This is a genomic window from Streptomyces zinciresistens K42, assembly GCF_000225525.1.
GTDB lineage: Bacteria > Actinomycetota > Actinomycetes > Streptomycetales > Streptomycetaceae > Streptomyces > Streptomyces zinciresistens.
In genome coordinates this window covers 1-19,962 of sequence record NZ_AGBF01000127.1, presented here as the reverse complement: position 1 = coordinate 19,962, position 19,962 = coordinate 1, and the positions used below count along the sequence as shown (strand labels likewise).

The window sequence follows — 19,962 nt, the reverse complement described above, 5'->3', positions numbered from 1 at the left end:
GCCCGTCCCCGGCCCCCCCTCGCCCGGTCTTCCGGGGCGTGGGGGGTTCGTGCAGGTCGCCCCGGCGGCGTTTGCGGCGGTCCGCCGACAGGAAACATGGCAGTGAGGAGCACCGGCCAGGGTCCAACCCCGCCGTCACGGCGTGGAGTTGCTCCCGTCCCGGCGTCCTCGGCGCTCCCTCGGTTCCCAGCGTTCCCTGTGCTGTCTGTGTCCACCGCGTTCTCTTGGATCTTCCTCGCCCCGTCCGCCCCGCCGTGCGCGCGGCCCGCCCGGTCCGCGCCCGCTCCCGGGGCCGCGCCGCGTTCCGGGAAGGAGCACCCGTGCCTCAGCCGGTGGACAGGCGCGTACGCCCGCGCACCGCGGCCCGGTGGGTCCTGGCCGCGGCCCTGCTCGTCCTGGTCGCGGGCATGGTGGTGGCCGACGGCCTGCTCATCGCCGTGGGCCTCGTGGTCGCCGGGATCGCCGTGGACCGCTGCGATCCCGAGCGGGGGAGCGGCGGCGGGCGGGACGACCGGCGCCCGCGCTGAGACGCCGTGCCCGGCCCAACTGTCCGATTACGCCGTTCCCTTGGCCGGCCTCCGGTGCCACTGTGACGAGCACCCCGGCACCGGCCGCCGGGACGCGCGGGGCGGCGCCGGTGAGACAATCGGCGTTCAGTGTGTTGCGCCGTGGCAACCGGATTCCCGTCCTGTGCCGGCCGGCGGCGGGCGGACCGGAAGGAAGCAGCAGAGTGATCGAATGGGTGTCCTTCGGCCAGGGAGCCAGGCCCGTTCCGCGGCCCGTGCCGACACCGCTGGTCTGGGCGGGCGCCTTCGCCGGAGCCCTGGGCCTCGTCGCCCTCACCAACGCCCTGGTGGGGACCGGCCGCCCGGTCCTCGTGCTCACCGCCCTCTCGGCGCTCGCCGCGCTCCTCGGGGTGTGGGCCCGCTTCAGCGCCGCGCCCGGCACGGCCCTGCTGTGCTGGCTGTTCCTCAACGCCTTCGCGATCCCCCCGGCCGGCACCCTCACCTGGGCCGGTTCCCGGGACACGGCCTGGCTGGGCTGCCTGCTCGCGGCCGCCCTCGTCGGCACGGTGCTGGCCCGCGTGGCCCACGCCCGTGCCGCCTACCGCCGTATCGGTTCGCCCCCGGCCGGGACGGAGCCGGGCGACGGCGTCCGCGACGTCTGACCCCCCTGCCCGGCCGCGCCGCGGCAGGGGCCGGACACACGGACGGCCCGGCGTGGACACCACGCCGGGCCGCGGGCCGCGCGGGGGACGTCAGGCGACGATGCCGCTGTCCTCGACGACGATCTTCTTGGCGGTGGTGCCGGAACGGCTGCCGAGCGCCTCGATCGCCTTGACGACGTCCTCGCCCTCGACGACCTCACCGAAGACGACGTGCTTGCCGTCCAGCCACGGCGTGACCACGGTGGTGACGAAGAACTGCGAGCCGTTGGTGCCGGGGCCCGCGTTCGCCATGCTGAGCAGGAACGGCCGGTCGTGCTTCAGCTGGAAGTTCTCGTCCGCGAACTTCTCGCCGTAGATGCTCTTGCCGCCCGTGCCGTTGCCGTTGGTGAAGTCACCGCCCTGCAGCATGAACTCGGGGATGACCCGGTGGAAAGGCGAACCCTTGTAACCGAAACCGTGCTGACCGGTCGCCAGCTCACGGAAGTTGCGCGCGGTCTTCGGCACCACGTCGTCGTAGAGCCGGAAGACGATGCGGCCGAGGTCCTCGCCGCCGGCCGAAACCTTGAAAAATACGTTCTCGCTCATGACCTCGATTCTCCACATCAGGAGCGGCCAGGTCGAACGGGCCCCTCCCGGGCCGCCCGCCGGGACCGCGATGCCCGCCCCGGGCCCGCCGCGGGAACCCCTCACCGGGCGTGCGGCCCGCCGGGGCCAACTCGGCGGCGCGGTCCGCCAGTAGCGTCCTACGGGTGATGCCGCGGCCCCGCCGCGGAGGTTCCCTCAGCCTGCGCGGAAGCGGGCGGGGTCCACCCGGCGGCACGCCGCGTCGGCGGGGTCGGTACGCTGCCGGAGTCGTACAGTGACACCCGCTTTGCCACCTCTGCCGCCCGACCGCCCCACGGATCCCCCGAGGCCCGATTCCCATGCGCACGCTCCGCCGCCCCACCGGCACCGCCTCCCCGGCGTCCGGCGCGCTGCGCGGCCTGCGGGCCGGGGCACTGGCCGCGCTGTGCGTCCTGCTGCCGCTGGCCGGGCACGTCCTGAGCCTGCGCCACGCGCCCCGCTGGATCATCCTCGCCGCGGTCGCCGCCGTGGCCGTCCCCGGCGCCGCGCTGCTGACCCGGCGCCGGCTGACCGACGCCGAAGTCGTCGGGACCCTGGTGGCCGCCCAGATCACCGCGCACGCGGCCGCCGCGCTGCCCGGAGCCTGCCGCGCGATGACGGGGGGCGGCGCCCTGCCGTCCGGCCCCGGCGCCTTCGCGGAACACGGCGGCGCCGCCGGTCCGCCCGTCGGCGTGGTGCTGGGCGGCCATCTGGTCTCCGTGCTCCTGGCCGCCCGGCTGCTCGGCGTGGGCGAGCGGCTGCTGTGGCAGAGCAGGCCGCTGCTGGCGGCCGTAGGCCGTCTGCTGCTGTTGGTGCGGCCCCCGCGGGGCCGGGCGCACGGCACCGCTCCGGCGCCCGCCGCGCGCCGGACCACGACCGCGCCGCGTCCGGACCGGCCGGTACGGCTGCACGCGGGCAGGTCCCCGCCCCGGCGGACGCGCCTCCCCCTCGCCCCCTTCCGGCCGATGCCGATCGGCGGTCCGCCGCTTCCCTGACGGGCAGCACCCGAGGACCGCCCGTCAGGGCCGGTCCCTCCCGTCCCGGCGGCCACGGTGCCGCCGGGGGCCACAGAAAGCCCCTTGATCATGCACGCAACACACCGGCGTGCCGCCCGCACGGCGGCCCGCGTCCTCGTCGTTCCGGCCGCCGCCGCCGTCGCCCTGGCCACGGCCGTCCCGCAGGCCGCCGCGCACACCGACGTGAAGAGCACGAGTCCCCGCTCCGGGGCCGTCGTCACCGGGCCGCCGCAGAACGTGAAGCTCACCTTCAGCGACCCCATGAGCCAGAAGTACGCCAAGGTCGCGGTGACGGGCAAGGACGGGAAGTCCGCGGCCGAGGGCGGCCCCCAGGTCGACGGCAAGAGCGTGACCCTCGACCTGGCCCCCGGCACCCCGGCGGGCGTGTACACGGTGGGCTACCGGGTCGTGTCCGCCGACGGGCACCCCGTCTCCGGCTCCTACAAGTTCACGGTCAAGGAGGCGGCCTCACCGTCCCCGACCCCGTCGGCCACGCCCGAGCAGCAGGCGACCCCCTCGGCCGCGCCCGAGCGCTCCAAGGCCCCCAGCCCGGCCGCGGGCACCGCCTCGGCCGACTCCTCCGGCGGTTCGACCGTGCCGGTGCTCGCCGGCGTCGGCGCCGTGGCGGTGATCGGCGTGGTTCTCGCGTTCGTGGCACGCCGCAGGCGGGCCGGCCGTGGCGACTGACGACACGGCGACCGCCCCCGCGACCGCGCCCCGGCCGCCGCGCACGCGCAAACTGGCGCTGGTGCTGACCGGCGCGGCCGCGGCCTGCGCCGCCGTCGCCCTGGCCGCGGTCAAGGCCGGGGGCGGCACGAGCGCCGCCGTACCCGGCATCGACGACGCGGGCGCGCTCACCACCTGGGGTCTGCCCGCGGCCCGCACGCTCTCGGACGCCGCGGCCGTCGCGACCATCGGCGCCCTGCTGCTGGTGACCATCCTGCTGCCCGGCGGCCGCCGGCTCGGCCCGGCCCAGCTGCGCTACCTCAACTGGGCCGCGGTGTCCGCCGCGGTCTGGACCGTGGCCTCGGTGGGCAGCCTGGTCTTCACCCTCTCCGACCTGTTCGCCAAGCCCGTCTCCGAGATCGCCACCCTCGACGTGGTGGCGGACTTCGTCATCACCGACGGCCAGGGCCGCGCCTTCGCCATGGCGGCGGCCGCCGGCGGCCTGATCGCCACGCTGTGCGTGGGCATCGGCAGCGCCCGCTGGGCGCGCTTCGCCCTCCTCCTCGCCTTCGCGGGCCTGCTGCCGCCGGCCTTCACCGGACACTCCTCGGCGTCCGGCAACCACGACGCCGCCGTCACGAGCCTCGCCTTCCACCTGGTCGGGGTCGCGGTCTGGGTCGGCGGTCTGCTGTTCGTGCTGGTGGCCGCCGCGCGCCGGGAGGAGGGGACCGCCGACGCGGTACGGCGCTTCAGCCCGCTGGCCGCGTGGGCGCTGCTGCTGGTCGCGGCCAGCGGCATCGTCAACGCCGCCGTGCGGCTGCCCTCCCTCGGTGACGTGTTCGGCAGCCGGTACGGCCTGATGCTCCTCGGCAAGACGGTGGCGCTGGCCGGGCTGGGCCTGATCGGCTGGTGGCACCGGCGCCGGACGCTGCCCGCCCTGGTGGCGGGCCGGCGGCGGGCGTTCGTCCGCCTCGCCGCGGGCGAACTGCTGCTGATGGCGGCCGCGATGGGACTCGCGGTCGGCCTCTCGCGCACCCCGGCGCCCGACTCGGGCATCGCCAACCTGACTCCCGCCGAGGAGCTGATCGGCTACGCGATGCCGCCGCCGCTCGGCAACTTCCCGTGGACGCCGCTGTTCACGCAGTGGCACTTCGACCCGCTGTTCGCCTTCGGCACCGGCGGCGCGGCGCTGCTGTACCTGTCCGCCGTGCGCAAGCTCCGCAAGCGCGGCGACTCCTGGCCGGTCGGCCGCACGATCTCCTGGCTCCTGGGCCTCGCGGTGACCGTGCTGGCCACGATGAGCGGCCTCGCCGTGTACGGCCGGGTGCTGTTCAGCGTGCACATGGGCCAGCACATGATCCTCGCGATGACCGTGCCGATCCTGCTGGTGCTGGGCGCCCCCGCCACCCTCGCGCTGCGCGCCCTGCCGTCCGTGCCCAAGGGCTCGCCGGACGGGCCCCGCGAGATGCTGATGAAGCTCCTGCACAGCCGGTACGTGCGGATCCTGTCGAACCCCGTGGTGGCGAGCGTGCTGTTCATCGGCAGCGCCTTCGCCGTGTACTACACCTCGCTCTTCGAGACCCTGATGCGCAGCCATCTCGGCCACATGTTCATGCTGCTGCACTTCCTGGCGGTCGGCCTGCTGTTCTTCTGGGTGATCATCGGTGTCGACCCCGGCCCGCGCCGGCCGCCCTTCCTGGGACGCCTGTTCGCGCTGATCCTGACGATGCCGTTCCACTCCTGGTTCAGCATCTCCCTGATGAGCTCGACGGAGCTGATCGGCAAGGGCTGGTGGTCGCTGCTGGACCGGCCCTGGGTGACCGACGTGATGCAGGACCAGTACAACGCCGGCGCCATCGCCTGGGCCACCGGCGACATCCCCGTACTCATCACCACCCTCATCCTGTCCGTCCAGTGGGTACGCTCCGACCAGCGCGAGGCCCGGCGGGTGGACCGGCAGATCGACCGGGGCGACGACAAGGACCCCCTGGCCGCCTACAACGCCTACCTGGCGAGCCTGCACGCCCGCGACGGCCGGGTGCTCGACGCCGGCGCGTCCGGGCAGGGCGTCCCGAGTCCCGCAGGCCCCGTTCCCGACAGCGCCCCCACCGGCACCGGCTCCGAGGCCGCCGACACCCCGGCGTCCGCGGTCCCCACGCCCGACACCGTGAAGAAGGACGCATGAACAAGCTGACGAAGAACCTGATCGTCGCCGCAGTGCTGCTGGCGGGCTTCGCCGCCGCCATCGGCTCCTACGTGCTCCTGGCGCCGGACACCCCCTCCAGCACGGCCCTCGACGTCAAGCCGGCCGCCGAGGCCAAGCCCGTGCGGGACTCCAGCCACCGGCTGAGCGACCCCGCGAACAGCGAGCTGACCTTCGTGGAGTTCCTCGACTTCGAGTGCGAGGCGTGCGGCGCCTACTACCCCCTCGTCGAGCAGCTGCGCAAGGAGTACGGCGACCGCGTCACCTTCGTCGCCCGCTACTTCCCGATGCCCGGCCACCGCAACGGCGAGCTCGCCGCCCGCACGGCCGAGGCCGCCGCCCGGCAGGGCAAGTTCGAGGCGATGTACAACAAGCTCTTCACCACGCAGAAGGCGTGGGGCGAGGCGCAGGAGAGCAAGCAGCAGCTCTTCCGCGGCTACGCGAAGCAGATCGGCCTCGACCTCGCCAAGTTCGACGCGGACCTGAAGGACCCCGCGGTCGCCAAGCGGGTCCAGGCGGACCAGCGCGACGGCCTCGGCCTGGGCGTCCAGGGCACGCCGACGTTCTTCATCGGCGGCAAGAAGATCACCAACCCGGAGTCCTACGACGCATTCAAGAAGCAGGTCGAGGCGGGGCTGGCGGCCAAGAAGTGACGGCGGCGCCCGGCCCCGGCGCCCCGCGGGGGCGCGCCACGGGGCCGGGCGGAGCCGCCGCGCGCCGGGCCGAGTGAAAAGCGCCGGGCGGGGGACTTGGACGGGGAGGCCGGGCGCAGTGGCGCTTTCCCCCCTGGGGCTGGCCCGGCCGGGCTCCTCCGGTTCAGACCGCGAGCCGGAGGAGCCGCCCACCCGTCACGACAGGCCGCCCTGCTCGCAGACGAGCCGGGCGACCTCGCGGAGCTTGACGTTCTTCTCCTGCGAGTAGCGCCGCAGCACGTCGAAGGCCTGGTCCTCGGTGAGGTCGTGGCTGCCCATGATGATGCCCATCGCCTCGCCGATCATATGGCGGGTGGCGACGGCGTTCTCCATCTGGGCGTGGGTGCGCGCGCTGGAGAAGGCGACGGCGGCGTGCGACGCCAGCAGCCAGCCGGCCAGCTCGCTGGCCTCGGTGAAGGCGCCGGGCTTGCGCGAGTAGAGGTTCAGCGCGCCGAAGTCCTCGTCCTCGGTGTACAGCAGGAAGCCCATCATGCTGCCCACGCCCAGCTCGGACGCCTGCGGGGCGAAGGACGGCCAGCGCTCGGTGTCCCGGGTGAAGTCCGGGATGCGGAAGACGCGCTCGCCCTCCTTGGTGCGGGCGGCGTCGAAGCACGGCCCCTCGCCCAGCCGCTCCTGGAGCTTGTCGCTGCGCACCACCAGCTCCTCGGTCGGGGCGAGGCTCTGGACCTGCCTCCTGCCGTGCAGCACCAGGATGCCGGCCGCGTCGCAGCCCTCCACCAGTTCGATGGCGGAGTCCGTGATCCGTTCCAGCGTGGCGCCGAGTGACTCCTGTGCCAGGAGATCCCGTGCCATCGAGGCCAGCGCCTGCGCGAACCGGGCCCAGTCCATCACGTCCTCCACCTGTCGGTCTGCTCACCGGACCTGCCGTATACCCAGCATTCCACGCGGGTGCGCCCGCTGTGGCGGACGGCACAGGGCCGCGCGGGCGGGGACCCGGCGTCAGGGGCGCGCGTCCGGGCGGGCCGAGCGGTCCAGTTCCGCGCCGATCGCCTCCCGCAGCACGTCGTGCCGCGGCGCCAGGGCGTGCCGCCCGTCGCTCCAGCGGGCGGGCGGGTACAGCCACACCGGGCGGCCGGCCAGTCCGGGCGGCTCCCAGTCGTACCGGGGCCAGACGTGGGCGTGCAGATACGGGTCGGTGTTCCCGAGGATCTCCAGGTTGACCCGGCGGAAGGCGGGGTCGAGCCGGGCGCACACGCGCTCGACCGCCTCGCCGAGCCGGTCCATGCCGGACAGGAAGGCCGTCCTCCTGGTCCGGGAGAGCTGCGAGAGCCGCTGGACGGCGGGGTCGTCCACGAGGAGCAGCGCGTACCCCGGCAGGAACTGGACGTCCCCCATGACCGCGAAGCCCGCCTCCAGCCGGCGCAGCACGGTGGGGTTCGCGCCCCGCAGGGCGCTGCCGATCCGGTCCCGGCGCCAGTCGTCGTCCATGCTCCCGACGCTACCCGTGCGCGACGCGTTGCGTCCGGGTGCTCGCGCGGGAAGCGCCCCGGCCGCGGTCCGGGTACCGGGCCGACTCGGCCCGGTGCGCCGCCTCCCCGGGCGACGCACGGACTGACGTACCGTCAACCGGTTTGTGCTGCACCTGCGTTCGCGCGGGCACGCACCGCCGGGTGGGAGCCGCCGCGAGCAGGTGCGCCCCGGCGCCGAGGGCCGTGCCGGTGCGCGGGCCGCCGGCCGTCGCCAGGAGGCTGCCGCCGAGGGCGACGCCGGTCCCGCGCCTTGCGCGGCCTCCCCCTCCGTCCCGTCCGCCGGTCCCGCCGCGGAGTCGGGTCCGCGGCCGGTGAAAGGCCGCGGTAAGGGGCGTATCGGGCATCTCCCGGGAGGCTGCCGGACTTTGGCCGACTTCCCGCTTGCGCTCTCGGGGACCCCCCGGTGCCGACCTCGACTTAGGTTAGGCTAACCTGTGCCACGTGCAAGCAGGTGAAGAGAGCTCTGCGGCGGTGCGTCCCCGCGGCCATGAACTGTCGGCCACGGGCGTCACCGTGGCGTACGAGGGCGCCGACGTCGTCCATGACGCCTCGCTGAGGCTGCGTCCCGGCGAGGTGACCGTCCTCGTCGGGCCGAACGGCAGCGGCAAGTCGACGCTGCTGCGGACGGTCGCGCGGCTCCAGCGGCCCAGGGAGGCCGAACTCGTCATCGACGGCGCGGACGGCCTCGCGCTGACGCCGCGTGAGTTCTCCCGGCAGGTGGCCCTGCTGACCCAGGGCCGCCCCGTCCCCAGCGGACTGACCGTCCGGGACGTCGTCGAGTTCGGCCGGTACCCCTACCGCGGCCGGTGGGGCAGGGCCGATCCGGACGGCCCGGCGGCGGTGGCCCGCGCCCTCGCCCTGACGGGCGTGGCGGACCTCGCCGAGCGCGGCGCCGAGCACCTCTCCGGAGGACAGCTCCAGCGGGTCTGGCTCGCGGGCTGCCTCGCGCAGGAGACCGGCGTCCTGCTCCTGGACGAACCGACGACCTATCTCGATCTGCGCTACCAGATCGAACTCCTCGACCTCGTCCGCGACCTGGCCGACGACCACGGCATCGCCGTGGGCGCCGTCCTGCACGACCTGGACCAGGCCGCCGCCCTCGCCGACCGGATCGTGCTGCTGTGCGAGGGCCGGATCGTCGCGGACGGCACCCCCGACGACGTCCTGACCGCCGACCGGCTGACCGCCGTCTACGGCATCCGCATCGAGGTCGGCACCGATCCGCTCACCGGCCGGCTGCGCACCCGCGCCCTCGGCCGCCACCACACGCGAAGCGAAAGGCTCACCACACCCTCATGAGACGCCTCCTGACGACCGCGGCGGCCGCCACCGCCGCGGCGCTCGCCCTGACCGCCTGCGGTTCCACCGAGCCCGCCGCCGACGGCGCCGGTGCGAAGAAGCAGCAGAACCAGGCCATCAGCCTCACCGACGGCGCGGGCAAGAAGCTCGTACTGGACGGACCGGCCAAGAAGGTCGTCGGCACCGAGTGGCACGAGGTCGAGCTGCTGGTCTCCCTCGGCGTCGACCCGGTCGGCGTCGCCGACGTCAAGGGCTACAAGTCCTGGGACCAGGCGGTCCCGCTGAAGAACGACCCCAAGGACATCGGCACCCGCGGCGAGCCCAGCATGGACACCGTCGCCGCGCTCGCCCCGGACCTCATCGTCGCCAGCACCGACCTGGCCCCGGCCGCCGTCAAGCAACTGCGCAAGGTCGCCCCGGTCCTGGAGGTGCGCTCCGCCGACGCCGCCGACCCGATCGGGCAGATGACGAAGAACCTCGACCTCCTCGCGAAGGCCACCGGCACCACCGAGCAGGCCGACCGGATCAAGAAGGACTTCGACGCGGGGCTCGCCGCGGGCAGGAAGGCCCTCGCGGACGCGGGGCTCGGCGGCACCGGGATCGCCTTCGCCGACGGCTACGTCGTCTCCAACCAGGTCACCCTGCGGCCGTACACCAGCGGCTCGCTCATCGGCGCCGTCAACGAGCGGCTCGGCCTGAAGAACGCCTGGACCGGCACGGGCGACAAGTCCTACGGGCTCGGCAGCACCGACGTCGAGGGCCTGACCAAGCTCGGCGCCGACGTGCGGTTCGCCTACATCGGCAACGACGACGACAAGACCAGCACCCCCTTCACCGAGGCCCTGGCCAAGGACAAGGTGTGGACCTCGCTGCCGTTCGTGAAGAAGGGCAACGTCCACCGGCTGCCCGACGGCATCTGGATGTTCGGCGGCCCCGGATCGATGAAGGCGTACGCCGACGCCCTCGTCGCCGCGCTGAAGAAGTAGCGCCGTGGCCGTCACCGCGCCCTCCTCCGTCCCCCGCCACCCGGCCCGCACGTCCCGGGCGGGCGCGGCCGCGGTGACGGCCGCCCTGGTCCTGCTGCTCGCCGTCCTCGCCGTCGCCGACATCACCCAGGGCACCGCCTCCGTCGGCGGCGCCGAGGTGCTCAAGGCGCTCACCGGCCGGGCCGAGGCGTCCGACGCCTCGGTCGTCGTCGCCTCCCGGCTGCCCAGGATGACCGCAGGACTGCTGGTCGGCGCCCTCCTCGGCACGGCGGGCGCCGCCCTCCAGGCCGTCAGCCGCAACGTGCTCGCCTCACCCGACACCCTCGCCGTCAACGCGGGCTCCTACCTGGCGCTCGGCGCGGTCGCCGTCACCGGGGCCTCGCTGCCGCTGCTCGCCTCCTCCGGTGTCGCGTTCGCCGGCAGCCTCGCCTCGGCCGCCGTCGTCCTCGGCCTGTCCGGGCTGGGCGCGGGCACCGTCCGCCTGGTCCTCGCCGGCACCGCCCTCGCCCTCGGGCTGACCGCCGTCGCCCAGGGGCTGCTCCTGCTCTTCCCGCAGGAGACCCAGGGCCTCTACCAGTGGAACCAGGGCAGCATCTCCCAGAACGGCTTCGACGGCGTCGCCCAGATGGCGCCGATCGGACTCGCCGCGCTGGCCGGACTGCTGCTGGTGGCCCGCCGCGTCGACGCGCTCGCCCTCGGCGACGACGCGGCCCGCGGCCTCGGCGTGCCGGTCCGCGCCACCCGCGTCACGGTGGTCGTGCTCGCCTCGCTGCTCTCCGCGGCGGCCGTCACGCTCGCCGGTCCCATCGGCTTCGTCGGACTGTGCGCGCCCGCCCTGCTGCGCCCCCTCGCCCGCCGGTTCGCCGGTTTCGCCCGCTCCCGCGCGCGCCTTCCCACCGCGGGCCTGATCGGCGCGGCGCTGGTGCTGGGCTCGGACGTGCTGCTGCGCGCACTCGTCCCGGCCGACCTCGCGGTCGCCGTGCCCACCGGTGTCGTCACGAGCCTGGTCGGCGCGGTGTTCCTGGTCGTGATGGCCACCCGGCTGAAGGACACCGCCGCCGCCGCGGCCCCCGACCGGCTGCGGCTGCGCAGCCGGGCCGTCTTCCTCGCCACGACCGCGGTCCTGGCCGCGGTCGTCGTGGGCGTGACCATCGCGGCCGTCCTGCTGGGCGACAGCAAACTCCTCCTGGGCGACGTGGTGAACTGGGCCCAGGGCAGGTCCGGCCGCACCGTCTCCTTCGTCCTGGACACCCGCGTCCCCCGGGTGCTCGCGGCGCTCCTCGCGGGCGCGGCGCTCGCCCTGGCGGGCACGCTCGTCCAGGCCGTCACCCGCAACCCGCTGGCCGAACCCGGTGTCCTGGGCGTCTCGGGCGGGGCCGCGCTCGGCGCGGTGCTGCTGGTGACGACCGTGCCCCTGGCCGGCACCTGGGGCGTGGCCGGTGCCGCGTTCGCGGGCGCCGCGCTCACCTCGGTGCTCGTGTTCGGGCTCGCCGCGCGCGGCGGGTTCCAGCAGAACCGGCTCGTCCTCGTCGGCATCGGGGTCGCCACCGGGACGACCGCCCTGATCAGCCTGCTGATCGTCCTCACCGATCCGTTCAACGCGACGAAGGCCCTCACCTGGCTGTCCGGTTCCACCTACGGGCGGAGCATGCCGGACACCGTCCCGCTCGCCGCCGTCCTGGTCCTCGGGCTGGTCTTCGCGGCCGTCCGGCGCCGGGAACTCGACCTCGTCTCGCTCGACGACGACACCCCGAGGCTCCTGGGCCTGCGCCTGGCGCGCGGGCGGCTCGGCTTCCTCGCCGTGAGCGTGCTGCTGAGCGCCACCGCGGTCGCCGCCGCGGGCACCATCGGCTTCGTCGGGCTCGTCGCGCCGCACGCGGCACGGGCGCTGGTGGGCCGCCGGCACGTACGGGTGGTCCCGGTGGCCGTGCTGCTCGGCGCGGCGCTGGTGGGCGCCGCCGATCTGCTGGGCCGCACCGTCATCGCGCCGGCCCAGCTCGGGGCCGGTCTGATGACGGCGGTGATCGGCACGCCGTACTTCCTGCATCTGCTGGTGCGCAGCCGCCGCTGAGGCCCCCTTCGGGCGGATCTCCGCGGACCCGCGACGCGCGCGTGCGCGTACGGGAGGGCGGTCGAGCGGCGGCCGGTGCCGCGGCGGGCGGCGTACGCGGCGCCCGCCGCTCCGTGACGGGCAGATCGCCCGCCGCGCCGGCCGGTGCCGCGGCCGGGAGGGTCCGCCGGGCGTCGCGAGCCGGTGGACCCTCCCGGTCACGCCCTAGCGGGTGCCGCCGTCCGGGGGCGGGTCGCGGTGGAGCAGGCGCCGGGCCACGAGTTCGACCGTCAGGGCCACCGCCAGCGCCTCGACCGCGAGCAGGGCGATCAGGACGAACACCTGGACCGCGCCCGCCAGGACCGGGGAGGCGCCCGCCAGGAGCATCCCGACGAACGCGCCCGGCAGCGTGACCAGGCCCACCGTGCGGGTCTGGTCCAGGGCCGGGAGCAGGGCGTCGGAGGCCGCGCCCCGGACCACTTCGAGGCGGGCCTCGCGTTCGGGGAGGCCGAGGGACAGCGCGGCCTCCACCTCGCCGTGCCGGGCGGCGGCCTCGTCCAGGGCGCGGCGCCCGGCGAGGACCGTCGCGGTCAGCGCGCCGCCGATGAGGATGCCGCTGACCGGGACGACGGCGATGCCCGGCACGGTCAGCAGGCCGGACAGCACCAGCGCGGCCACGACCGGGACGACCGGCACCGCGAGCGGCAGGGCCGCCCACCACCAGGTGCCGTTCGCCGTGACGCGGCGTCCCGCCGTGCGGGTCGCGACGGCGAACATCAGCAGCAGGAAGCCGAGCAGGGCCGCGGTGCGGTGCACGGCCCAGCCGATCACCAGGGACACCGCGGCCAGTTGGCCGGCCGCCCGCGCGCCCGCCGTCACGACCTCGCCGGCCCTGCCGCGGGAGGCGTCGGGGGAGAGCCGGAACAGGGCCGTCACGGCGGTGGCCGCGAGCAGCAGCACGGCGAGCGCGACGGCGAGCGTGGCGCCGACCGGCAGCAGGGTGCCGGCGGCGAGCGGAAGCACCCCCTTCCCCTATCCGAGGAGGCTGCCCGCCCGGGAGGGGGACGCCCCGTGCCGGGCGAGGAGGGACGCGCAGATCTCCCCGGCGCGCACGGCGGTGGTGGACAGCAGGGTCGAGGTGAGGCCGTGCGTGTGCTCGGTGCCGCCCTGGAGGTAGATGTCCGCCGCGACGTTGGGCGCGCTCTGAACGCGGTGGTCGCGGCCGACGCGCAACTGGTCCTCCTCGTCGCGCAGGCAGAGCTTGGCGATCTCGCCGAGGTGGTCGCCGATGCCGCGGGGCTGGTACCCCGTCGCGTAGACGAGGAGGTCGGAGGTGAGCACCTCGCGTTCCCCGGTGGGCAGGAACTCCACCGTCACGCGTACGCCGTCCCCGCCCGCCTCGACCTCGCGGATGCGGGAGACGTTCATCATCCGCAGCCGCTGTCTGCCCTGGACCTTCTCCTGGTACATCGTGCGCGACAGCGCCTCGATCAACTCCATGTCCACCACGGAGTAGTTGGTGCTGCGGTGGTAGTCGTGCAGCGCCCGCTTCACCTCTGGCGGGGCGCCGAAGTACACGTCGACGGCCTCCGGGTCGAAGATCCGGTTGGCGAACGGGCTGTCGTCGGCGGGGGTGTAGCCGTACTTGGCGAAGACGGAGCAGATCTCGGCCTCCGGGAAGGCGCGGTGCAGGTAGTCGACCGCCTCCGCGGCGCTCTGGCCGGCGCCCAGGACCACCGCCCGGCGCACCCGGGTCCCGTCCCGCCCCAGTTCGCCGACCCGCGGCAGCAACTCGCTGTTGTGCCAGACCCGTTCGGAGGGGCGTGAGCCGGGCGGCAGATGCGGTTCCAGGCCGGTGGCCACGCACAGCGTGCGGGTGCGGCGCACGGTCGGACGGTCCGGGGCCGCGGGGTCGCGGCTGACGACGTCGAAGTAGCGGACCTCCCCGTCCTCGGTGACCGGCTTCACCGAGACCACCTCGGTGCCGTACTCGACGAGGTGCGCCACGCGGGCGGCGGCCCACTCGAAGTAGTCGTGGAACTCGATGCGCAGCGGGAAGAGGGTCTTCTGGTTCAGGAAGTCCACCAGCCGGCCGCGCTCGCGCAGGTAGCACAGGAAGCTGAAGTCGCTGGTGGGGTCGCGCATCGTCACCAGGTCCTTGAGGAAGGACACCTGCATCGTGGCGTCGTCGATCAGCATGCCCCGGTGCCAGCCGAACCGGGGCTGCCGTTCCAGGAACGCGGCGCGCAGCACACCGCCCTGACGCGCCGTCACACCGTGCTCGTGGAGCGCGATCGCGAGTGCGAGGTTGGACGGGCCGAAGCCGATGCCCAGAACGTCGTAGATGGAGTCCGGCCCACTGTGCAGTGTCGTCACCGCGTCATCGCCTCCTGTAGAGGGGAGTTCGCGGTGCCCTCCGGCGCAGGGCACCGGGTCCTCTCCCCAGCAGGCACATGCTAGATAAGGTTAGCCTTACCTAGCAATGGTTGAACGGGGTCATGTACGGGCGGCGCCATGGCGGTTGCCGGGTGTGCCGGTGGTGTCCGCGACCGGGATCGCCGCCGGTCCCGGGCCCTCGTGGTGCCGGCCGACGGGCACCACCATCGGCGTGCCGCTGACCGGATCCTCGCCGACCACGCACCGCAGCCCGAAGACCTCGTCCACCAGGGCGGCCGTGACGACCTCCGCCGGAGGGCCCTCGGCGACGACGCGCCCGGACTTCATGGCGACGACGTGATCGGCGTACCGGCACGCCTGGTTGAGGTCGTGCAGGACCATCACCACCGTGCGGCCCTGATGGCGGTTCAGATCGGTGATCAGGTCGAGCACGTCGATCTGGTGGGCGAGGTCGAGGTACGTCGTCGGCTCGTCCAGCAGCATCACCGGGGTGTCCTGCGCCACCGCCATCGCGATCCAGGCCCGCTGCCGCTGCCCGCCGGAGAGTTCGTCCACCGCCCGGTGCGCTAGGTCCGTCATCGCCGTCGCCCGCAGCGCCCCGTGCACAGCCTCCTCGTCGGCCGACGACCACTGCCGCCACCAGGTCTGGTGCGGTGAACGGCCGCGCCCCACCAGGTCGATGACGGTCAGTCCCTCCGGCGCGACCGGCGACTGCGGCAGGATGCCGAGGCGCTGCGCGAGCGTCCGGGTGGGAACGGAGTGGATCGAGCGCCCGTCGAGGTGCACCGCCCCCGATCTCGGGGTCAGCAGCCGGGCGAGGGCCCGCAGCAGCGTGGACTTGCCGCACGCGTTCGCCCCCACGATCACCGTGATCCGGCCGGGGGGCACGGCCAGGTCCAGATCCTCCACGACGATCCGGTCGTCGTAGGCCAGGCGCAGCCTCTCGGCGCGCAGTGCGGGGCCGCCGGCCGCCACGGGGTCCTTCTTCGACACGTCCTCAGCCTCCTGAACCCGCGCGGTTGGCGCGAACGAGCAGCCACAGCAGTACGGGGGCGCCCAGCACGCCCGTGACGATCCCGACGGGCAGCTCGGTGCCGGGGACGAGCTTGCGCGCCGCGAGATCGGATCCGAGGACCATCACGGCCCCGGTCAGCCCCGCGCACACCGGCGGCGGGAAGGCGGTGCCGGCCAGCCGCTGGGCGATCTGCGGCGCGGCGAGCGCGACGAACGCCACCGGCCCCGCGGTCGCCGTCCCGAACGCCACCAGGCCCACGGAGGCCAGCAGGACGGCCACCCGTACGGTCTGGACGCGCGTGCCCAGGCCCCGGGCCACGTCGTCACCGAGCTCCAGGGTCCGCGTCAGGCGTCCGAGCAGCAGCGCCACCGGCACGAGTACCGCCGTCGTCACGGCCAGGGGCGTGATCTGCTGCCAGGTGCGGCCGTTGAGGTTGCCGACCAGCCAGCCCAGCGCCGCCTGCGCCTGGAGGCGTTCGCCGCGGGCCATCAGGTAGTCGGTGGCACTGGTGCAGATCCAGGCGACGCCGACGCCGACCAGCACGATGCGGTAGCCGGTCGCGCCGCGCTTCCAGGCCAGGGCGTAGACGAGCAGGGCGGCCGTCAGCGCCCCGGCCAGCCCGAGCGCCTGGGTGCTCAGGCCGCCGTCCCGGCCGAGCACGATCCCGGCGACCACGGCGGTCCCCGCGCCCTGCGTGATGCCCATCATGTCGGGGCTGGCGAGCGGATTGCGCGTCATCGTCTGCAACAGCGCGCCCGAGACGCCGAAGGCGATGCCGACGAGCAGCCCGGCCAGCGCGCGCGGCAGGCGCAGTTCGCGCACGACGAGCGCGGTGCCGGGGTCGCCCGCGCCCACCAGCGCGCGCAGCACGTCACCGAGCGGCAGGTCGATGTCGCCGACCGACGTCCCCACGCCGAACAGCAGGAAGGCGGCCGCCGCGAGGCCCAGGCAGACGGCCGGCAGCCGGGGCCGCAGCACCCCGGAGACGGGCGGCACCGGGAGGCGGAAGGTGAGCCGGCGGGCGCCGCGGGCGGGCGCCGCGCGCGCCTTGCGGCCGGGGGCGGGGACGGGTTCGGTGGTCATGGCTCACAGCTCCGCGAGTCGTCGGCGGCGTACCAGCGCGATGAAGAACGGGCCGCCGATGAAGGCGACCAGCAGCCCGGCCTGGATCTCCTCGGGCCGGGCGATCAGCCGTCCGCTGATGTCCGCGGCCAGCAGCAGGCAGGGGGCGAGCACGGCGGACAGGGGGAGCAGCCAGCGGTGGTCGGGGCCGACACCGGCGGCCTGCGCCAGGACCCGGGCGATGTGCGGGACGACCAGACCGACGAAGACGACCGGGCCGATCACGGCGACCGCGCCGCCCGTGAGCAGGGTGACGGCGACGACGCCCTGCACCCGCACCCACCCGAGCCTGAGTCCGAGGGACGTGGCGACGTCGTCGCCGAGGGCGAGGCTGTTCAGGGCGGGCGCGCAGGCCAGCGCGAGCACCCCGCCGACGGCGAGGAACGGCAGGACGCGCAGCAGCACTTCGGTGTTCTGGTCGGCCAGCGAGCCGGCGGACCAGAAGCGGTAGCGGTTCAGGGCGTCCGGGTCGGTCAGCGCGACCGCGCTGGTCAGCGAGAACAGCAGGGACGTGACGGCGACGCCCGCCAGGGCGAGTTTCACCGGCGTGGTCCCGGAGCGCCCGAGGCCGCCGAGCACGTAGACCAGCACGCTGGCGGCCAGCGCACCGGCGAACGCGAACCAGATGTAGCCGTAGACGGAGCCGATGCCCAGCACCCCGACCGACAGGACGACGGCGAAGGCGGCCCCCGCGCTGACCCCGAGGATGCCCGGGTCGGCCAGCGGGTTGCGGGTCAGGGCCTGCATCAGCGCGCCCGACAGGCCGAGCGCCGCGCCGGTGGCCAGCCCGAGGGCGGTGCGCGGCAGCCGCACGGACCAGATGACGTTGTCGACGCGGGTGCTGGGCGGGTCGCCGAGCAGGGTGTGCCAGACCTGGTCCGGCGGGACGCCGAGCGCGCCGAACGCCATCGACAGGGCGCACAGGGCGAGCAGCGCCGCACCGGACAGCGCGAGCAGAAGAGCCGCGCGGGGGCCTTTCGCCGCCCGGACCGCAGAGGTCCCCACGTGCACGTCCTTTGGTCAGCCTTACCTTAACTGTGAGGACTTTAGGGCGACTTCGGCCGCCGCCCCAACCCCTTGGCCACATCCATGCAACCGCTATGAATTAGGTAATCCTTACCTTACTATGGCGCCGATCCCCGGCTCGCCCGGGAACGACCTGCTGGGGAGGGCACGCTGCCGTGTGCGGTTCCGAGGAAGTCCTGGCCTACTGGCAGCGGACGCTGACTCCGCTTCCGCTGGAGATCCCACTGCCCGTCGACCGGCCCTACCCGGCCCGGCCGGCCACCGCGCGGGAGACCCGGACCCTGTCCGGGGTCCCGGACGCCCCGGACGGCGTCCTGTTCGCCGCCTTCGTCGCCCTGCTCGCCCGCTACGGCCAGGCGGCGGACGTCACCGTCGGGCACGACGGTCTTCCGGTACGCGTCTCCCTCGCACACGAGCCGGTCTTCGCGGAGTTGGTCCGGCGCGTCGAGGACGCCCGGCAGGAGGCGGAGGCCCACCGGCTGCCCCTGGAGATGCTGGCCGAGGAGCTGCGCCCCCGTCCGACCCGCGGCGGCGGCCTCTTCTTCAACGCCGTGTTCGCCACCGCCGCCCGGCCCGCCGGCGACCTCCCCGCCCCCGCCGACCTGCTGTGGGAGGTACGCGACGGCCTGGCCCAAGTGACCTATGCACCGGGCCTGTTCGACGCGGACACCGCCGACCGGCTGCTCGCCCACTACCGGACCCTGCTGACGGACGCCCTGGACCGTCCGGACCGGCCCGCCGACCGGCTCGCCCCGCTGGGGGAGCGGGAGTACCGGCAGGTCGTCCACGACTGGAACGCCACCGGGCACACCGTTCCCGCCGGCACCTGGCCCGCCCTGTTCGCCGACCAGGTCCGCGCCCGCCCCGACGCCGTCGCCCTGGTCTTCGAGGACGAGCAACTGACCTACGCCCAGCTGGACGAGCGCGCGAACCGGCTCGCCCACGCCCTGCTCGCCCGCGGCGCCGGACCCGAGCGCATCGTCGCCCTCGCCCTGCCGCGCTCCACCGACCTGATCGTCGCCGAGGTCGCCGTCCTGAAGTCCGGCGCCGCCTATCTGCCGATCGACCACGACTACCCCGCCGACCGCATCGCGTACATGCTCGGCGACGCGGCGCCCGTCTGCGTGGTGACCACCGCCGAGACCGTCCGCGACCTGCCCGAGCGGGACGGCACGGCGCCGCTGGTGCTCGACTCCCCCGACACGGCCGCCGAGTTGGCCGCCCGCCCGGTCCACGATCCCACCGACGCCGACCGCGGCGCCCCCCTCACCGTGCGCGGCGCCGCCTACGTCATCTACACCTCCGGCTCGACCGGCCGCCCCAAGGGCGTCGTCCTCGCCCACAGCGGCGTGGCCAAACTCGTCGCCACCCAGAGCGAGCGCTTCGGCGTCGGCCCGCACAGCAGAGTGCTCCAGTTCGCCTCGCCCAGCTTCGACGTCGCGTTCTGGGACCTGTGCCTCGGCCTGCTCTCCGGCGGCCGCCTGGTCGTCGTACCGGCCGAACTCCGCGTCCCCGCCGCCCCCCTCGCCGCCTACGCGCACGCCCACGGCATCACCTTCATGATCCTTCCGCCCGCGCTGCTGTCCGCGCTGCCGGACGACGTCCTGCTGCCGCCGACCGCCACCCTGCTCGCGGGCACGGAACGCGTCTCACCCGAACTGGTCGGCCGCTACGCCCGCGGCCGGATGATGTTCAACGCCTACGGGCCGACCGAGGCGACCACCAACTCCACGCTCGGGCTGTGCGATCCGGACATCCCGGCGGGCGCGATCGTGCCGATCGGCGTGCCCGACCCCGGCACCCGCGCCTACGTCCTCGACGCCCGGCTGCGCCCCGTGCCGGTCGGCGTCACCGGCGAGCTCCACCTCGCGGGGGAGGGGCTGGCGCGCGGCTACCTCGGCAGGCCCGGCCTGACCGCCGAGCGGTTCGTCGCCGACCCGTTCGGCGCACCCGGCGAACGCCTCTACCGCACCGGCGACCTGGTGCGCTGGAAGGGCGACGGGCGGCTGGAGTTCCTCGGCCGCGCCGACGCCCAGATCAAGATCCGCGGCTTCCGGATCGAGCCGGGCGAGATCGAGTCCGTGCTGCGCGGCCACCCCGCCGTCGACCAGGTCACCGTGATCGCCCGCGAGGACCGCCCCGGCGACCGCCGTCTGGCCGCATACGTCGTCCCCGCCCTCGACACCGCCCGCGAGGACGACCCCGACGCGCTGGTCGAGGAGTGGAGGG

19 protein-coding genes are annotated in these 19,962 nt (G+C 74.7%); 11 read left to right on the top strand and 8 right to left on the bottom strand.

Features of this window, described 5'->3' with window-relative positions:
* Window positions 1-320 precede the first annotated feature (320 nt).
* Window positions 321-527: a hypothetical protein gene (locus tag SZN_RS26135; RefSeq protein ID WP_139063580.1), complete on the top strand. Its 207-nt coding sequence runs from the start codon at window positions 321-323 to the stop codon at window positions 525-527.
* Window positions 528-730: 203 nt separating this feature from the next.
* Complete coding sequence (locus SZN_RS26130) at window positions 731-1,168, top strand: hypothetical protein (protein WP_007500618.1); 438 nt, start codon at window positions 731-733, stop codon at window positions 1,166-1,168.
* A 90-nt stretch (window positions 1,169-1,258) separates the two neighbouring features.
* Here the strand turns inward: SZN_RS26130 and SZN_RS26125 are convergent, their stop codons facing one another.
* On the bottom strand, window positions 1,259-1,753 hold the full coding sequence (locus tag SZN_RS26125; protein WP_007500617.1) for a peptidylprolyl isomerase: 495 nt from the start codon (window positions 1,751-1,753) through the stop codon (window positions 1,259-1,261).
* Here SZN_RS26125 and SZN_RS41570 point away from each other — a divergent pair.
* The 5 genes from SZN_RS41570 (at window position 1,752) to SZN_RS26105 (ending at window position 6,309) form a co-directional block, all read left to right on the top strand.
* Window positions 1,752-1,907, top strand: a complete 156-nt coding sequence (locus SZN_RS41570; RefSeq protein WP_167546329.1) for a hypothetical protein — start codon at window positions 1,752-1,754, stop codon at window positions 1,905-1,907. The two genes, SZN_RS26125 and SZN_RS41570, sit on opposite strands and share 2 nt — an antisense overlap.
* A 184-nt stretch (window positions 1,908-2,091) precedes the next feature.
* Window positions 2,092-2,766: a hypothetical protein gene (locus SZN_RS26120; protein ID WP_007500616.1), complete on the top strand. Its 675-nt coding sequence runs from the start codon at window positions 2,092-2,094 to the stop codon at window positions 2,764-2,766.
* Window positions 2,767-2,856: 90 nt separating this feature from the next.
* Complete coding sequence (locus SZN_RS26115; protein WP_007500614.1) at window positions 2,857-3,474, top strand: copper resistance CopC family protein; 618 nt, start codon at window positions 2,857-2,859, stop codon at window positions 3,472-3,474.
* Window positions 3,464-5,638 carry a bifunctional copper resistance protein CopD/cytochrome c oxidase assembly protein gene (locus SZN_RS43265; protein ID WP_007500612.1) on the top strand — a complete coding sequence of 725 codons (2,175 nt, stop codon included), beginning with the start codon at window positions 3,464-3,466 and terminating at the stop codon, window positions 5,636-5,638. Before SZN_RS26115 ends, SZN_RS43265 begins: the two co-directional genes overlap by 11 nt.
* Complete coding sequence (locus SZN_RS26105; protein WP_007500610.1) at window positions 5,635-6,309, top strand: DsbA family protein; 675 nt, start codon at window positions 5,635-5,637, stop codon at window positions 6,307-6,309. The genes SZN_RS43265 and SZN_RS26105 overlap by 4 nt, the downstream gene beginning before the upstream one ends.
* Window positions 6,310-6,504: 195 nt before the next feature.
* Here SZN_RS26105 and SZN_RS26100 read toward each other — a convergent pair whose 3' ends face one another.
* Both SZN_RS26100 and SZN_RS26095 read right to left on the bottom strand, forming a co-directional pair.
* On the bottom strand, window positions 6,505-7,197 hold the full coding sequence (locus SZN_RS26100) for a GAF and ANTAR domain-containing protein (protein ID WP_086021450.1): 693 nt from the start codon (window positions 7,195-7,197) through the stop codon (window positions 6,505-6,507).
* Between the two features lie 111 nt (window positions 7,198-7,308).
* Complete coding sequence (locus SZN_RS26095) at window positions 7,309-7,797, bottom strand: HIT family protein (protein ID WP_007500605.1); 489 nt, start codon at window positions 7,795-7,797, stop codon at window positions 7,309-7,311.
* Between the two features lie 482 nt (window positions 7,798-8,279).
* Here SZN_RS26095 and SZN_RS26090 point away from each other — a divergent pair, with 482 nt between their 5' ends.
* Genes SZN_RS26090 through SZN_RS26080 form a run of 3 tightly spaced genes read left to right on the top strand, consistent with a single transcriptional unit; the run spans window position 8,280 to window position 12,194 of the window.
* Window positions 8,280-9,137, top strand: a complete 858-nt coding sequence (locus SZN_RS26090; RefSeq protein WP_043733133.1) for an ABC transporter ATP-binding protein — start codon at window positions 8,280-8,282, stop codon at window positions 9,135-9,137.
* Complete coding sequence (locus tag SZN_RS26085; protein ID WP_007500601.1) at window positions 9,134-10,123, top strand: iron-siderophore ABC transporter substrate-binding protein; 990 nt, start codon at window positions 9,134-9,136, stop codon at window positions 10,121-10,123. The genes SZN_RS26090 and SZN_RS26085 overlap by 4 nt, the downstream gene beginning before the upstream one ends.
* Before the next feature lie 4 nt (window positions 10,124-10,127).
* Window positions 10,128-12,194 (top strand): iron ABC transporter permease, encoded by a 2,067-nt coding sequence (locus SZN_RS26080; RefSeq protein ID WP_007500599.1) that lies wholly within the window; start codon window positions 10,128-10,130, stop codon window positions 12,192-12,194.
* Window positions 12,195-12,398: 204 nt separating this feature from the next.
* Here the strand turns inward: SZN_RS26080 and SZN_RS26075 are convergent, their stop codons facing one another.
* The 5 genes from SZN_RS26075 to SZN_RS26055 form a co-directional block, all read right to left on the bottom strand.
* Window positions 12,399-13,196 (bottom strand): ABC transporter permease, encoded by a 798-nt coding sequence (locus SZN_RS26075; protein ID WP_007500597.1) that lies wholly within the window; start codon window positions 13,194-13,196, stop codon window positions 12,399-12,401.
* A gap of 9 nt (window positions 13,197-13,205) precedes the next feature.
* Entirely contained in the window at window positions 13,206-14,549 is a 1,344-nt protein-coding gene (locus SZN_RS26070; protein WP_007500595.1) for a lysine N(6)-hydroxylase/L-ornithine N(5)-oxygenase family protein, read from the bottom strand.
* Between the two features lie 120 nt (window positions 14,550-14,669).
* Entirely contained in the window at window positions 14,670-15,563 is an 894-nt protein-coding gene (locus tag SZN_RS26065) for an ABC transporter ATP-binding protein (protein ID WP_007500594.1), read from the bottom strand.
* 4 nt (window positions 15,564-15,567) lie between these two features.
* Entirely contained in the window at window positions 15,568-16,668 is a 1,101-nt protein-coding gene (locus tag SZN_RS26060; protein WP_007500592.1) for a FecCD family ABC transporter permease, read from the bottom strand.
* Between the two features lie 3 nt (window positions 16,669-16,671).
* Window positions 16,672-17,712, bottom strand: coding sequence for a FecCD family ABC transporter permease (locus SZN_RS26055; RefSeq protein ID WP_007500591.1), 1,041 nt, complete (start codon window positions 17,710-17,712; stop codon window positions 16,672-16,674).
* Between the two features lie 176 nt (window positions 17,713-17,888).
* Here SZN_RS26055 and SZN_RS26050 point away from each other — a divergent pair.
* Window positions 17,889-19,962, top strand: a 2,074-nt coding sequence (locus SZN_RS26050; protein ID WP_007500589.1) for a non-ribosomal peptide synthetase, incomplete at its 3' end; no start/stop codon positions are given.